A 14,908-nucleotide genomic window follows, 5' to 3' on the forward strand; every position below is an offset into this window, starting at 1 on the left:
AGTCGCAAAGAATCACATTTTTTGTTAAGGTTTCCTCAACCCCGCGCGACTTTTTCGATTTTCCAACCAAAAGAATACCGAGCAACTTTTACCACGTTCCCCGCGCCGGCCCTTTAAAGACCCAATTTGATCGGAGGAACCCATGCCCCATTTCCATTTCTTTGCCGACAGCATCGGCTCGGCCAGCTTTGACATGAGCACGGACGGTAGCGCCCGTACGTTTGTTGACACGGATGTCACCATCGCCAACGACAGCGGCATCACGGTGATCGGCGATGCGGGCTACCAGAACGTCAATGTTCATGGCACGGTCTGGAGCACGAGCAATGCCGTGAGCCTGCAAGGCAACTACAGCTCCGTTCTTGTCGGACAAACCGGCAAACTGACGAACTCCAACTATGGCGATTATGCCGCTCTCGTGCTCGCGGGCTACCACTCTTTGGTGACCAACTCCGGTGAGATATCGGGCACAATCGGGGCATGGATCGGTGGCGCGCAATCCCAGATCATCAATCACGGCACGATGACAGGACACGGTCAGGGCTACTACTACTATAATGCCGCCTTGGTCTTCTACATCGACTCAGAGGTCACAACGGCCCCTACCGAAAACCACAAGGCATCCGTCACCAACTTCGGCTCCATGAGCGGTGTCAGCTACTCCTACTATGGGGAACTCTCCGCCGTCGCCATCGAAGACAGATCCTCGACCTATACAATCGACGGTGCGGGCACCACGGCCTGGGCCACCGATGTCTCGGTCTTCAACCACGGTGACATCCACGGCCGCATCCTGCTCAAGCAGGGTAACGACCTCGTCGTCAACAGCGGCATCATCGTCGGCGACGTGGAGATGGGCAACGACAACGATACCTATCGCGGTCGCCGCGACGGCTTTGTTGACGGCGACATCGAGGGCGAAGCCGGCAATGACAAGCTGATCGGCGCCAGCCAGGCCGATACGATGCTTGGCGGGGCAGGCAATGACACCCTGCGCGGTGCAGGCGGCGACGACGATCTGCGTGGTGACAATGGCAATGACAAGATCTGGGGCGGCAGCGACGACGACTACTTGAACGGCGGCAGCGGCAAGGACACCCTGCTTGGCAACCTCGGCGATGATACGCTGCTTGGCGGTGGCGGCAACGATACGCTGAACGGCGGCCGTGGCGACGACACCCTGACCGGCGGCGGCGGTGCAGACCGCTTTGTCTTCAAGCGCGACGCGGGCAATGACGTGATCACCGACTTCGTCGACGGATCGGACAAGATCAACCTCTCCGCCTACGGCCTCAGCGGCTTCTCGGACATCTCGACCGCCCTCGCCCTCCAATCAGCCGGAGGAGACGTGGTGCTCGACCTCGACGCCCTCGGTGGTTCCGGCAGCGTGATCATCGAAAATACCCTGATCGGGAACTTTTCGGGCTCGGATTTCATTTTCTGAGAACATCAGCGCGGCGCACCTCCCCGGTGCGTCGACGCGCTTGCGCGCGACAGAGAGGCAAGGCATCCGCCCTGCATTTCACCAACATTTCCAATTTGGAAGAAGTGGTGAGCCGTGTAGGATTCGAACCTACGACCCACTGATTAAAAGTCAGTTGCTCTACCAACTGAGCTAACGGCCCACTCTGTGAGGGCGGGTTCTAGTGTTGTGCGCGGGGGGGGTCAAGTCGATTCTTCATAAAAAATGCACATGGCTGGAAACCTTTTCTCAAGAGGCGTATATGGCGCCCATGATCGCTCATAAAAACAAAGGTCTGCCCTTCGAAAAGATGCATGGGCTTGGCAACGATTTCGTTGTTGTGGATGCACGCACGCGTGACATCCCCCTCCCGCCTGCGCTCGTCGAAGCCATTGCAGACCGCCATCGCGGCGTCGGTTTTGATCAGCTTGCGGTGATCTCCAAAGGCACCCATGACGCGCACCTCACCTTCTACAACAGCGACGGCTCGCTTTCCGCCGCCTGTGGCAACGCTACGCGCTGTATCGCACGGAAATTGATGGACGAATCGGGCCTGACCACCCTGCGCCTGACAACCGACCGCGGCCTGCTGATGGCGCGCGATGCCGGTGACGGGCTGACCTCGGTCAACATGGGTCATCCCCAGCTGGACTGGCACGAGGTGCCGCTGGCCGAAGAGATGGACACGCTCGAGCTGCCCATCGACGGCTCGCCCACGGCCACCGGCATGGGCAACCCGCATTGCACCTTCTTTGTCGAAGACGCCGAATCGGTCGACCTCGCCGCCTTTGGCGCCGCGCACGAACACCACCCGCTCTACCCCGAGCGCACCAACGTGCAGGTTGCCCAGATCATCGGCCCCGACCACATCCGCATGCGCGTCTGGGAACGCGGCGTCGGCATCACGCTGGCCTCCGGTTCGTCGTCCTGCGCCACCGCCGTGGCCGCCGCCCGTCGTGGCCTCACCGGGCGCAAGGTCCAGATCGATCTCGACGGTGGCAGCCTCTGGATCAACTGGGCCGAGGATGGCGTCTGGATGACCGGCGGCACCACCCACGTCTTTTCCGGTGAATTCACCAAGGACTTCCTGGACTCCGTCTGATGGCTGACACGTTGAAAACCCCGCCCAAGTTCACCACGCTTGGCTGCCGCCTCAACGCCTATGAAACCGAGGCGATGAAAGCCATGTCGCAAGAGGCAGGGCTGGACAACGCCGTCATCGTCAACACCTGCGCCGTCACCGCAGAGGCCGTGCGGAAGGCCCGTCAGGAAATCCGCCGCCTGCGCCGCGAAAACCCCGACGCCAATATCATCGTCACCGGCTGCGCGGCCCAGACCGAACCCGAGACCTTCGCCCGGATGGACGAGGTCACCCGCGTGATCGGCAACACGGAAAAGATGCAGCCCGAAACATGGCACGACATCGCCCGCGGCCCCGATTTCATCGGCGACACCGAAAAGGTGCAGGTTGATGACATCATGTCCGTCACCGAAACCGCAGGCCACCTGATCGACGGTTTCGGCACCCGTAGCCGCGCCTATGTGCAGGTCCAGAACGGCTGCGATCACCGCTGCACCTTCTGCATCATCCCCTACGGTCGCGGCAACTCGCGCTCCGTGCCCGCAGGCGTCGTGGTCGATCAGATCAAACGCCTCGTCGACAAGGGCTTCAACGAGGTCGTGCTCACCGGTGTCGATCTCACCTCCTGGGGCGCAGACCTGCCGATGACCCCGCGTCTCGGGGATCTGGTTATGCGCATCCTGCGCCTCGTGCCCGACCTGCGCCGCCTGCGCATCTCCTCGATCGATTCTATCGAGGCCGACGACGCGCTGATGCTGGCCATCGCGACCGAACACCGCCTGATGCCGCACCTGCACCTGTCGCTGCAACACGGCGACGACCTGATCCTCAAGCGCATGGCCCGCCGCCACCTGCGCGACGATGCCATCGCCTTCTGCGAAGAGGCCCGCCGCCTGCGCCCCGACATGACCTTCGGCGCCGACATCATCGCCGGCTTCCCCACGGAAACCGATGCGCATTTCGAAAACTCGCTCAAGCTGGTTACTGACTGCGATCTGACATGGCTGCACGTCTTCCCCTATTCCAAACGCGAAGGCACCCCCGCCGCCAAGATCCCCAACCAGGTCAACGGCAACGTGATCAAGGATCGCGCTGCCCGCCTTCGCGCCGCCGGTGACGCACAGGTTGCAAAACACCTCGCCGCGCAAATGGGCAAAACCCATCACATCCTGATGGAAAACCCGCACATGGGACGCACCGAACAGTTCACCGAAGTGCATTTCGACACGCCGCAGACCGAAGGCGCCATCGTCACCGCGCCGATTTCCGGCATCCGCAACGGCCAGCTGCTGGCATGACGCGCCCAATCCTCTACAGCTTCCGCCGCTGCCCCTATGCCATGCGCGCCCGCCTTGGCCTGGCCAGCGCCGGAATCACCGTAGAGCTGCGGGAAATCCTGCTGCGCGACAAGGCCCCCGCATTTCTGGCAACATCACCCAGCGCCACCGTCCCCTGCCTGCAAACCGACACCACGGTGATCGACGAAAGCCTCGACATCATGCACTGGGCGCTGGCGCAAAACGATCCCGAAGGCCTGATGGACATGCCCGTCTCCGGCCATGACCTGATCGCCACCACCGACGGCCCGTTCAAAACCGCGCTCGACCGCTACAAGTACCACACCCGCTATGACTCCGACCGCGAGGCCGAACGCGCCACTGCCTCACGGCATCTTCTGGCCCTCAACGCCCAACTGAACGGCCAACCCTGGCTCTTCGGCACAGGCCCACGCCTCGCCGATCTCGCCATCCTGCCTTTCGTGCGCCAGTTCGCCTTCACCGACAAACCCTGGTTCGACGCACAGGACTGGCCCCACCTGCACGCCTGGCTCGAAGGCTTCATCGCCTCGCCCCGCTTTACCTCGATCATGACGAAATATCCGAAATGGGAAGCGGGCGACGCCCCGACCCTGTTTCCCTAGGGCTTCAATGCACCCCAAATACTCCCGCCGGAGGCGGAACAGGGGCGGGATCATCCGCCCCTGATACCCTCACGCGGCCTTTGCCACCTTGGCCCGTGCCGCCAGCACCCCAAGTGCCGCCCGCGCAGCCTCGCGGCCCTTCTCGACAAAATGGGCGCGGTAGATCGCGTTGTGATGCTCGGTCTCCTGGTACTGGTGCGGCGTCAGGCTGACCGAGAGCACCGGCACGCCGGTATCCAGTCCGGCCCGCATCAACCCGTCCACCACGGCCTGCGCGACAAAGTCATGCCGGTAGATGCCCCCATCCACCACGAAAGCGGCACAGGCCACCGCGCCATAACGCCCACTCTCGGCAAGGTCACGCGCCAACAGCGGCATCTCGAAGGCGCCGGGCACGTCGAACACGTCCACCTGCGCATCGGGGATGATCTCGCAGAAACCTTCCAGCGCACGATCCACGATATCGGCGTGCCACTGGGCCTTGATGAATGCGAAACGGGTGTGTGTCATATCGGATCTCCTTTTGGTACAGACACGTCACCCAAGGCGATCACGAACGAACAGGGTCCACCCCAAGGGGCGTCCCATCCGCACGTTCTCTTCCATCCGGACTATCACCGTCGGCTCTGGAATCGCACCAGATCTGCTGACACTTTGGCACAGGCCAAAGCCGCTCGCGGGCTTGCAGGCGTTCACCCGCTCACCGCCGGTGGGGAATTTCACCCCGCCCTGAGAACACGGCGACCTTGCCAAGATCATCGCCCCCCTGCAACATCCATTCGCGACCAACAGGAGCCCAAATGCACCCGAATCCCGCTTTTCGCGGCACGCCCGCCGACACCAACATCGCCTTCGCCCGCGACCGCGCCTTCGGCACCCTGGCGCTGAACGGCGCAGAGACCCCGATGCTCTCGCATGTGCCGTTCCTGCTTGCCGAAGACGGCAGCCACGCCGACCTGCACCTCGTGCGGTCCAACCCGATCTCGCGCAGCCTGAAAGACCCGCAGCCCGCCACCCTCGCGGTGACCGGCCCCGACAGCTATATCTCGCCCGACTGGTACGCCCTCGATGATCAGGTCCCGACCTGGAACTATGTCGCCGTCCACCTGACCGGCACCCTCGCGCCCCTGCCCGATACGGACCTGCCGCCGCTGCTTGAGCGGCTTTCCACCTTCTTCGAAACCCGGCTGGCCCCGAAACCGGTCTGGACCATGGACAAGATGCAGGACGAGGCCCTGGCCCGCATGTTGCGCATGATCCGCCCCTTCCGGCTGACCATCACCGACATCCAGGGCACCTGGAAATTGAACCAGAACAAACCCGATGCCGCCCGCCAGGGCGCCGCCAACCACGTGGCCAGTGACGGAATCGGCGCCCAGACCGATCTTCTGGCCGATCTCATGCACGCCGCAACAGGAGACACCCCATGAAACTCACCTATGCCAGCGCCTCGCCTTTCGTGCGCAAGGTCCACGTTCTGCTGCTGGAAACCGGACAACAGGACGATGTCGAGCTGATCACGGTGAAAACCACCCCGCTCACCACCCCCGACGAGGTTTTCACCGCCAATCCCATCGGCAAGATCCCGGCCCTGATCCGCCCCGACGGCCCCGCGATCTACGACAGCCGCGTGATCTGTCGCTTCCTCGATGCCCGCGCCGGCAACCCGCTCTACCCGCAGTCCTCGCTCTGGGACGTGCTGACCATCGAGGCCACCGCCGACGGAATCATGGAGGCCGCGGTCCTGATGCGCTACGAAGAGGCGCTGCGCCCCGAGGAAAAACGCTCGGCCGAGTGGCTCGAAGCGCAATGGGACAAGATCGCCCGCGCCCTTGCCGTTCTCAACGCCCGCTGGATGAGCCACCTTGCCGGCCCGCTCGACATGGGCCAGATCGCCGTGGGCTGTGCGCTCGACTATCTCGATTTCCGCCACGACGGCCGGAACTGGCGCGCCGACAACGACTCGCTCGCTGCATGGCACGCCGAATTCTCCGGGCGCGACAGCATGAAGGCCACCATGCCGCACGACTGAGTCGCCCCGCTTTTCAAAGCGCGTGCCACGTCATGCGCCCCGGGAAGGACAGCTTTGCCCTTCCCACCCCTGCAAAGGACTGTTTGTCCACCTCCGGAATCGCCCAAAACCTGCGGAAATACATCGAAAATCACGCATATGGGGATTTGGCGCGACAGAGGGACGCGAGGCCTTCATATAAGCGAAACATCGCTGGACGGGTTGCAACACCTCGGCTAAATAGCGGCGTGGAGAGGCTGCGCCACGCGCGGCCCCAACGATATTGGCCGGATATTCGGCTGAAAAATGGAGAGAACCTCGTGTCCCACGCAGAAGATCACGAAGGCACCCGCAGAGACTTCCTCTACTACGCCACCGCTGGCGCAGGTGCAGTGACCGCAGGTGCAGCCGTCTGGCCTCTGGTCGATCAAATGAACCCCTCGGCAGATGTTCGAGCACTGGCCTCGATCCGTGTTGACGTTTCGGGCGTTGAGCCCGGCACGCAGCTGACCGTCAAATGGCTCGGCAAACCGGTCTTCATCCGCCACCGCACCGGCGCGGAAATCCAGGAAGCCGCAGCACAGGACGCCGAGTTCGAAGCTGGCGTTTCGGTCATCGACCCGTTTGCGCGCAACGTGAACCTGGGTGACGAAGCGGCACCGGCCTCCGACGCCAACCGCACCATGCCCTCGCCGGAAGGCGAAGCACCGCAGGCCTGGATCGTCCAGATGGGCGTATGTACGCACCTCGGTTGCGTTCCGCTCGGTGACGCGGGTGAATTCGGCGGCTGGTTCTGCCCCTGCCACGGCTCGCACTACGACCTGTCCGGCCGTATCCGCAAAGGCCCCGCGCCTGAAAACCTTCCTGTTCCGCCGGCGGAATGGGTCGACAACAGCACCATCAAACTCGGTTAAGGGAGTACCCAGATGTCCGGCATCCCCCACGATCACTACGAGCCGAAGTCCGGCGCCGAGAAGTGGCTGCACAAGCGTCTTCCCGTCGTTGGCCTGATCTACGACACCATCATGATCCCCACCCCCAAGAACCTGAACTGGTGGTGGATCTGGGGCATCGTCCTTGCCTTCTGCCTGGCGCTTATGATCGCCACCGGCGTTGTCATGGTGATGCACTACACCCCGCATGTTGATCACGCATTCGCGTCGGTCGAACACATCATGCGTGACGTGAACGGCGGTCACATGATCCGCTATATCCACATGAACGGCGCGTCGCTGTTCTTCTTCGCGGTCTACATCCACATGTTCCGCGGCCTGTACTACGGTTCCTACAAGGCGCCCCGCGAAATCACCTGGATCATCGGCATGCTGATCTTCCTGCTGATGATGGGCACCGGCTTCATGGGCTACGTTCTGCCCTGGGGTCAGATGTCCTTCTGGGGCGCAACCGTGATCACCGGCCTGTTCGGCGCGATCCCGTTCATCGGTGAACCGATCCAGACCTGGCTGCTCGGCGGCCCGGCAGTGGACAACTACACCCTGAACCGCTTCTTCTCGCTGCACTACCTGCTGCCCTTCGTGATCGCCGCGCTTGTGATCGTTCACATCTGGGCCTTCCACACCACCGGCAACAACAACCCGACCGGTGTTGAAGTCCGCCGTGGTTCGAAAGAAGAAGCTGCGAAAGACACCCTGCCCTTCTGGCCCTACTTCGTGGTCAAGGACCTTGTTGGCCTGGCCATCGTTCTGGTGTTCTTCTTCGCCGTTGTTGGCTTCATGCCGAACTACTTCGGTCACCCCGACAACTACATCGAAGCCAACCCGCTGGTAACGCCCGCACACATCGTTCCGGAATGGTACTTCCTGCCGTTCTACGCGATCCTGCGTGCCTTCACCTCCGAAGTCTGGCTGGTTCAGTTCCTGAGCTGGATCACCGGTGGCATCGTTGACGCGAAATTCGTGGGCGTTCTGGCCATGTTCGGCGCCATCGCAGTCATGGCGATCGTGCCGTGGCTCGACACCAGCCGCGTGCGCTCGGGCCGTTTCCGTCCCCAGTTCAAATGGTGGTTCCTGATCCTCGTCATCGACTTCATCTTCCTGATGTGGCTCGGTGCCATGCCCGCGGAAGAGCCCTATGCGACTCTCTCGCTGATCGGTGCAACTTACTGGTTTGGCTACTTCCTCGTGATCCTGCCGATCCTCGGTGTGATCGAAAAGCCGACGACTCCGCCGGCCACCATCGAGGAAGACTTCAACAACCACTACGGCAAACCTGCTGAATAAGAGGAAACAGGATAATGCTTAAGAAACTTAGCATCGCTGCAATCGCTGCCCTGTCCCTCTCGGCAGGCGCCGCATCGGCCGCCGGTGGCGCAGGTCACGTCCATGACGTCGACTTCTCCTTCGAAGGCCCCTTTGGCAAGTTCGACCAGAACCAGCTGCAACGCGGTCTTCAGGTGTACACCGAAGTCTGCGCCGCATGTCACGGCATGCGCTACGTGCCGCTGCGCACACTGGCCGACGAAGGTGGTCCGCACCTGCCGGAAGATCAGGTTCGTGCCTACGCCGAACAGAACTTCGAGGTGTTCGACGCCGAGCTGGATGATTTCCGTCCCGCACGCCCGACCGATCACTTCCCGGAAGGTGGTGATCCGAACGCGCCTGACCTCAGCCTGATGGCCAAGGCACGCGCAGGCTTCCACGGTCCGGCCGGCACCGGCATGAACCAGCTGTTCAAAGGCATGGGTGGCCCCGAGTACATCGTCTCGATCCTGACCGGTTACACCGGCGAGGAAAAAGAAGAAGCGGGCACCACCTTCTACGAAAACACCGCCTTCCCGGGTGGCTGGATCGCCATGGCCCCGCCGCTCTACGGTGAGGACGTGGAATTTGCCGATGGTCACTCGAACGAGCTGCACCACGAAGCCGAAGACGTGTCTGCCTTCCTGATGTGGGCCGCCGAGCCCAAGATGATGGCACGCAAACAGGCTGGCTTTGTTGGCGTTCTGATGATGGTTGTCCTGGCTTCGCTCCTGTTCCTGACGAACAAGAAGCTCTGGGCGCCGGTCAAAGGCAAGAAGTTCACCGGCTAAGCCGCACTTCACCCGAAACAGGAAAACCCGCCGGTCTCTCCCCGGCGGGTTTTTCTTTGCCTGAACACACCGCACCTCCCCCGGAAAACCTTCTCGAAGGTTTTCCCACGCGCACATTTTTCTAGAAAAATGTATGCCCCCCGCGCTATCCCTGAGCAGCATTTCAAGGAGCTTCCGATGTCCAACGCCCTGATCGTGATCGACGTGCAAAACGATTTCTGCCCCGGTGGTGCGCTGGCCGTGCCCGAAGGCGACCTGATCGTGCCCGGCATCAACGCCCTGATGCAGGATTTCGACGCCGTGATCCTGACCCAGGACTGGCACCCCAACGGCCACTCCTCCTTTGCCACCTCGCACGCGGGCAAGGCCCCCTTCGACATGACCGAGATGCCCTACGGCCCACAGGTGCTCTGGCCCAACCACTGCGTTCAGGGCAGCGAAGGTGCCGCCTTTCACGCCGATCTCGACACCACCCGCGCCGATCTGATCATCCGCAAGGGCTACAACCCCGCCATCGACAGCTACTCGGCCTTCTTTGAGAACGACCAGACCACTCCCACCGGCCTTGAAGGCTATTTGAACACCCGTGGCATCACCGCCCTCACGCTTGTGGGCCTCGCCACCGATTTCTGCGTGGCCTTCTCGGCGCAGGATGCCGCCCGTCTTGGCTTTGACGTCACCGTCCGCAGCGACCTCTGCCGCGCCATTGACCTCGACGGCTCGCTCACCGCATCCCTCACCGGCATGAAAGACGCGGGCGTCAGAATTCTCTGATCAGGGGTGAAATTTTCACCCATATTTCGTGCTCTTACGCTAGGGTGAGGAACCTTGAATTCAAAGCGAGACCGGAATGAGCGACGAGATTCGCGACATTGAACGCCGGCAGGCGGAGTTCGATGCCGAGCACAGCCCGGAAGGGCTGCTGAAGCGCTATGCCGCTGGTCGTGTCCGCCATTTTCCCGGTCGCCAGGTCGTCACGCTTTCCGGCGCCCTGACGCTCGGCCTGCTTGTCTCTTTCGAGATCGGCCTGATCGCGCTTTGCATCGCCCTGGTCGGCGAAGTGCTGGATGTGCTTTTGCTGCGACGCGTCCCTGCCATGTTCGCCAAGGGGGCCAGCTTTACCCGGGTCCAACGGCTGACCACGGTATCCGGGATGTTTCAGGCCCTGACCATCGCCGCCTGTGTTGCCCTTGCATGGGTCTCAAGCGAAGATCACGCCAGCACCTTCTTTTGCATGGCCTACCTGACCGGCGCGGCGATCAACGGCGGTATCATCCTGCCGTTCCACCGCCATGCCGCCATTGGCAAACTGCTGGTCTACGGTCTGACCTGCCCGGTGCTTTTCGCCATCCACCTCTTTGACGATCACGGCGTGAACAAGGATTTCTTCTTCAACCTGCTCGCCGCGATGATGATGACCTACATGGTCGGTGCCTTCATTTCCTACGCCGTCGCAGGTCGTCGGCGGCACTTCAGGAACAGCCGCAGCCTGCTTGCCCAAAGCCTCCAGATCGCCAAGGCCCACGCCTCCCTCAACGAACAGCAGGACAGGCTCCGGCAACTTGCCCTTGTCGCCGAACGCGCCACCGACAGCGTTCTGGTCTCCGACATTGACGGGACAATCCTCTGGGTCAACGACTCCTTTACCCGTATCACAGGCTACCCCGCGGAAGAAGCGATCGGACGCCAGCCCGCCGATCTCCTGAACGGACCGGACACCGATCTGGACGTCAGCGACGACATCGCCCGCGCCATCGCCGAACAGCGCCCCTTCCGTGCCGAGATCATCAACTATACCAAGGATGGCCGCCGCATCTGGATCGAAACCAACCTCACCCCCGTCTTCAACGACGCGGGCGAGGTGGACATGGTCATCGCTATTGAACGCGACATCACCGAAGCCAAGGCATACGAGGACGAACTGGACGCCGCGAAGCAGGCCGCGGAACAGGCCGAGCAGGCCAAGAGCGACTTCCTTGCCAACATGAGCCACGAAATCCGCACCCCGATGAACGGCATCGTCGGGATGGCCGACCTGCTCTCCGAAGCGGGCCTGTCACAGGAAAACCAACTCTACGTCGATACCATCAAGCAATCCGCCGACGCGCTTCTGACCATCATCAACGACGTGCTCGACTTCTCCAAGCTGAACGCGGGCAAGCTGACAATGCACCCCGTCCCCTTCCGCCTGCACGACTGCATGATCGGCATCATCCGCCTGCTGGAACCGCAGGCCCGCCAGAAGGGCCTCAGCCTTGAGTACACCCCCGACGGCATCCTGCCCGAGTTCGTGATCGGCGACGAGGGGCGCTTCCGCCAGATCCTCGTCAACATCATCGGCAACGCCGTCAAGTTCACCGAGACAGGCGGCGTTTCGGTTGTGATCGCCGCCACCGAAATCGCGGGCCAGCAACACCTGAACATCCGCGTCACCGACACCGGCCTTGGCATCGCGCAGGACCAACTCGAACATATCTTCGAACAGTTCGCCCAGTCCGAATCCGCCGCGACCCGCAAATACGGCGGCACCGGCCTAGGCCTCGCCATCTCGAAACTGCTGATCGAAAAGATGCAGGGCAGCATCCGGGTCACCAGCACCCCGGGCAAGGGCTCGTGCTTTACCATCACCCTGCGCATGGGCACCGCCGACAAGGCCACCCGCATCCCGCAAAGCGCCCGCCTGCCCGCACCGGAACAGTTCACCGGCCTCACCGTCCTTCTGGCCGAGGACAACCAGACCAACAGACTTGTGATCCGCAAGCTGCTGCAGGACTACCCCATCAGCCTGATCACCGCCCATGACGGGCGTCAGGCTGTCGACAAGACCAAATCCTACCGCCCCGACGTGGTACTCATGGACATGTCCATGCCCGAAATCGACGGGCTTCAGGCCACCAAGGAAATCCGCGCCCTCACCCTGCCCCAGCCCCGTATCATCGCCCTCACGGCCAACGCCTTCGACACCGACCGCGAGGCCTGTCTCTCGGCGGGCATGGACGACTTCCTGTCAAAACCCGTGCGCAAGGCCGACCTCCTGACCCGCCTCTTACCGGAAACTGACGCTGCGGATTAAGGGCCTTGGCCCTCTCCGGGGAATTGGGTATCAAAATCTCCGAAACAAAACTTGGGGCCGCAGATCATGGTCGATATCGCCACCCGCGTCTGGAACCACAAATGGAAGATCGACCCGATCGTGCGCTCGCTGATCGACAACGACTTCTACAAGCTCCTGATGTGCCAGTCGGTCTTCCGCAACAAGCCGAATGCCACGGTCACCTTCTCGCTCATCAACCGCTCCGACAGCGTACGGCTGGCGGAACTGATCGACGAAGGCGAACTGCGCGAACAACTCGATCACATCCGCTCCCTCTCGCTCACCCGCGGTGAAAGCACCTTCCTGCGCGGCAACACCTTCTATGGCAAACGCCAGATGTTCCGCCCCGACTTCATGCACTGGTTCGAGAACCTGCGCCTGCCCGATTACCACCTCGAAAAGCGTGACGGCCAGTACGAGCTCACCTTCGAAGGCAAATGGCACGAGGTCATGCTCTGGGAAATCCCGGCCCTGGCGGTCCTGATGGAACTGCGCGGCCGCGCCGTGCTGCACGACATGCGCAAATTCGAACTTCAGGTGCTCTATGCCCGCGCCATGACCAAGCTCTGGGAAAAGATCGAACAGCTGCGCCGCGTCGACGGGCTGCGCATTGCCGACTTCGGCACCCGCCGCCGCCACTCCTATCTCTGGCAGGACTGGTGCGTTCAGGCCATGACCGAAGGGCTGGGCCACAAGTTCGTCGGCACCTCGAACTGCCTGATCGCCATGAAGCGCGATCTCGAGGCCATCGGCACCAACGCCCACGAACTGCCCATGGTCTATTCCGCACTCGCGCAGGACGATGCCACGCTGGCCCAGGCCCCCTATCAGGTGCTGGCCGACTGGCACGAGGAACACGAGGGCAACCTGCGTATCATCCTGCCCGACACCTACGGCACCGAAGGCTTCCTGAAACGCGCGCCCGACTGGCTTGCAGGCTGGACCGGCATCCGCATCGACTCGGGTGACCCTGCCGCTGGCGCCGAAACCGCGATCCGCTGGTGGAAAGAACGTGGCGAAGACCCGCGAGACAAGCTGATCATCTTCTCCGACGGCCTCGATGAAACCAAGATCATCGAGTTGCACGAGCAATTCGTGGGCCGCGCCAAGATCTCCTTTGGCTGGGGCACTCTGCTGACCAACGATTTCCGCGGCCTCACCCCCGGCGACGCACTCGCGCCCTTCTCGCTGGTCTGCAAGGCGGTTGCGGCGAATGGCTCCCCAACGGTCAAACTGTCGGACAACCCCAACAAGGCAATGGGCCCCACCGACCAGATCGACCGCTACAAGCGCGTCTTCGGCGTGGGCGAACAGCAGGAAATGGACGTGATCGTCTAATCCCGGGTCAGAAAGGCCACGATCCGCGCCGCGACTTCCGGGTCGCGCAGGATGCGGTTGTGGCCCAATCCTTCGGTTGTCACCAGTTCCGCATCCGGCCAGGCCTCGGCCACGCCCCGCCCACTCGCATAAGGCACCTGGCTGTCCCCTGCATCGTGCAGAACCAACGCAGCCTGCGCCATCCCACGCGCCACGGGCACCACCTGCAAATCCTCGAAAGCACGGCCATAGGTCCGTTCGATCCGCGCCTGCGCCCGCCCCTCGACGCGGTCCGACGCCCCGACAAACCGCGCCACTTTCTTGAGATAGGTTCCGGGATAGTCCGGCGGCGCAATCAACACCGTCTTTTTCGCCGCCACACCGGCCTGCAAGGCAAACACCGCTGACGCCGCACCCAGCGAATGCCCGACAATGGCCTCCAACGGCCCCTCTACCCCGGCCACGTCGACAATCGCGTCAATCATCTCCGGCAACGCCGTCTGCTTGCCCTCGGCCTGCCCATGCGCGGGGGCGTCAAACGCGACAACTCTGAAACCGGCGTCCACCAAGGGGGCAACAAAGGCGCCCATCTGGCTCGCCCGTCCTGAAAACCCATGCGCCAACAGAACGGTTGGCCCTTCGCCCCATTCGTAGACCGGTATGCGCCGCTTGCTGTCAAAAGCCATCCACTTGCGGGTCGCTCCGGCCATCCATGCAACCTCGCGCTCAGGCACCCTGTGGCGACGCGGCGTGGTGAAAATCGTCATCAACCACGCCGCCGCCCGATCCGGCGCAATCCGTGACACGGCCGACATGCCCAATCGCAGGGCCATCACCCCAACCGCAGGCTTGGTGCGACGTGGCTTAACACGCCCTGCAAGGGAGGCTTGGCTTGTATCCGTCATCGTCCCGATCCTTCCAATCTGGCAAAACTCTAGTCAGTTCTAAAACAGAACTTAATATGAGTTCCCTT

13 protein-coding genes, 1 tRNA gene, 1 pseudogene and 1 riboswitch are annotated in these 14,908 nt (G+C 62.3%); of the genes and pseudogenes, 12 read left to right on the top strand and 3 right to left on the bottom strand.

Going from position 1 to position 14,908, the window contains the following annotated elements:
* Positions 1 to 142 precede the first annotated feature (142 nt).
* A complete protein-coding gene (locus NNA36_RS03350; RefSeq protein ID WP_255104181.1) occupies positions 143 to 1,444 on the top strand; it encodes a calcium-binding protein in 1,302 nt (433 codons plus the stop codon).
* A 105-nt stretch (positions 1,445 to 1,549) separates the two neighbouring features.
* Here the strand turns inward: NNA36_RS03350 and NNA36_RS03355 are convergent.
* Positions 1,550 to 1,625, bottom strand: a tRNA-Lys gene (locus tag NNA36_RS03355).
* Positions 1,626 to 1,733: 108 nt separating this feature from the next.
* Between NNA36_RS03355 and dapF the strand changes: the two genes are divergently transcribed.
* Genes dapF through NNA36_RS03370 form a run of 3 tightly spaced genes read left to right on the top strand, consistent with a single transcriptional unit; the run spans position 1,734 to position 4,464 of the window.
* Positions 1,734 to 2,564, top strand: coding sequence for a diaminopimelate epimerase (gene dapF / locus NNA36_RS03360; protein ID WP_255104183.1), 831 nt, complete (start codon positions 1,734 to 1,736; stop codon positions 2,562 to 2,564).
* The gene (mtaB, locus tag NNA36_RS03365; protein WP_255104185.1) at positions 2,564 to 3,841 is read left to right on the top strand and encodes a tRNA (N(6)-L-threonylcarbamoyladenosine(37)-C(2))-methylthiotransferase MtaB; all 1,278 of its coding nucleotides are present in this window, start codon (positions 2,564 to 2,566) and stop codon (positions 3,839 to 3,841) included. The genes dapF and mtaB overlap by 1 nt, the downstream gene beginning before the upstream one ends.
* Complete coding sequence (locus NNA36_RS03370; RefSeq protein ID WP_255104188.1) at positions 3,838 to 4,464, top strand: glutathione S-transferase; 627 nt, start codon at positions 3,838 to 3,840, stop codon at positions 4,462 to 4,464. The genes mtaB and NNA36_RS03370 overlap by 4 nt, the downstream gene beginning before the upstream one ends.
* A 69-nt stretch (positions 4,465 to 4,533) precedes the next feature.
* On the opposite strand, the pseudogene NNA36_RS03375 reads toward NNA36_RS03370, so the two are convergent.
* Positions 4,534 to 4,977 (bottom strand): annotated as a pseudogene (locus NNA36_RS03375) (6,7-dimethyl-8-ribityllumazine synthase); the annotation flags it as partial.
* 77 nt (positions 4,978 to 5,054) lie between these two features.
* Positions 5,055 to 5,205, bottom strand: a riboswitch (FMN riboswitch).
* A 59-nt stretch (positions 5,206 to 5,264) separates the two neighbouring features.
* On the opposite strand from NNA36_RS03375, the gene NNA36_RS03380 reads away from it, so the two are divergent.
* The 8 genes from NNA36_RS03380 to pncB all read left to right on the top strand — a co-directional run bounded on the left by NNA36_RS03380 (position 5,265) and on the right by pncB (position 13,956).
* On the top strand, positions 5,265 to 5,894 hold the full coding sequence (locus tag NNA36_RS03380) for an FMN-binding negative transcriptional regulator (protein ID WP_255104192.1): 630 nt from the start codon (positions 5,265 to 5,267) through the stop codon (positions 5,892 to 5,894).
* Complete coding sequence (locus NNA36_RS03385) at positions 5,891 to 6,496, top strand: glutathione S-transferase (RefSeq protein WP_255104194.1); 606 nt, start codon at positions 5,891 to 5,893, stop codon at positions 6,494 to 6,496. Before NNA36_RS03380 ends, NNA36_RS03385 begins: the two co-directional genes overlap by 4 nt.
* 299 nt (positions 6,497 to 6,795) lie before the next feature.
* Positions 6,796 to 7,389 carry a ubiquinol-cytochrome c reductase iron-sulfur subunit gene (gene petA, locus NNA36_RS03390; RefSeq protein ID WP_255104196.1) on the top strand — a complete coding sequence of 198 codons (594 nt, stop codon included), beginning with the start codon at positions 6,796 to 6,798 and terminating at the stop codon, positions 7,387 to 7,389.
* A gap of 12 nt (positions 7,390 to 7,401) precedes the next feature.
* Positions 7,402 to 8,715, top strand: coding sequence for a cytochrome b N-terminal domain-containing protein (locus NNA36_RS03395; protein WP_255104197.1), 1,314 nt, complete (start codon positions 7,402 to 7,404; stop codon positions 8,713 to 8,715).
* Positions 8,716 to 8,729: 14 nt separating this feature from the next.
* The gene (locus NNA36_RS03400; protein WP_255104199.1) at positions 8,730 to 9,524 is read left to right on the top strand and encodes a cytochrome c1; all 795 of its coding nucleotides are present in this window, start codon (positions 8,730 to 8,732) and stop codon (positions 9,522 to 9,524) included.
* A 177-nt stretch (positions 9,525 to 9,701) separates the two neighbouring features.
* Positions 9,702 to 10,298 carry a bifunctional nicotinamidase/pyrazinamidase gene (pncA, locus tag NNA36_RS03405; RefSeq protein WP_255104200.1) on the top strand — a complete coding sequence of 199 codons (597 nt, stop codon included), beginning with the start codon at positions 9,702 to 9,704 and terminating at the stop codon, positions 10,296 to 10,298.
* A gap of 76 nt (positions 10,299 to 10,374) precedes the next feature.
* Positions 10,375 to 12,597 carry an ATP-binding protein gene (locus NNA36_RS03410; RefSeq protein ID WP_255104201.1) on the top strand — a complete coding sequence of 741 codons (2,223 nt, stop codon included), beginning with the start codon at positions 10,375 to 10,377 and terminating at the stop codon, positions 12,595 to 12,597.
* 66 nt (positions 12,598 to 12,663) lie between these two features.
* The gene (gene pncB / locus NNA36_RS03415; RefSeq protein ID WP_255104203.1) at positions 12,664 to 13,956 is read left to right on the top strand and encodes a nicotinate phosphoribosyltransferase; all 1,293 of its coding nucleotides are present in this window, start codon (positions 12,664 to 12,666) and stop codon (positions 13,954 to 13,956) included.
* Here the strand turns inward: pncB and NNA36_RS03420 are convergent.
* Positions 13,953 to 14,840 (bottom strand): alpha/beta hydrolase, encoded by an 888-nt coding sequence (locus tag NNA36_RS03420; RefSeq protein WP_255104205.1) that lies wholly within the window; start codon positions 14,838 to 14,840, stop codon positions 13,953 to 13,955. The genes pncB and NNA36_RS03420 overlap by 4 nt on opposite strands.
* Positions 14,841 to 14,908 lie beyond the last annotated feature (68 nt).

The organism is Shimia sp. CNT1-13L.2 (assembly GCF_024331145.1).
Classification (GTDB): domain Bacteria; phylum Pseudomonadota; class Alphaproteobacteria; order Rhodobacterales; family Rhodobacteraceae; genus Shimia.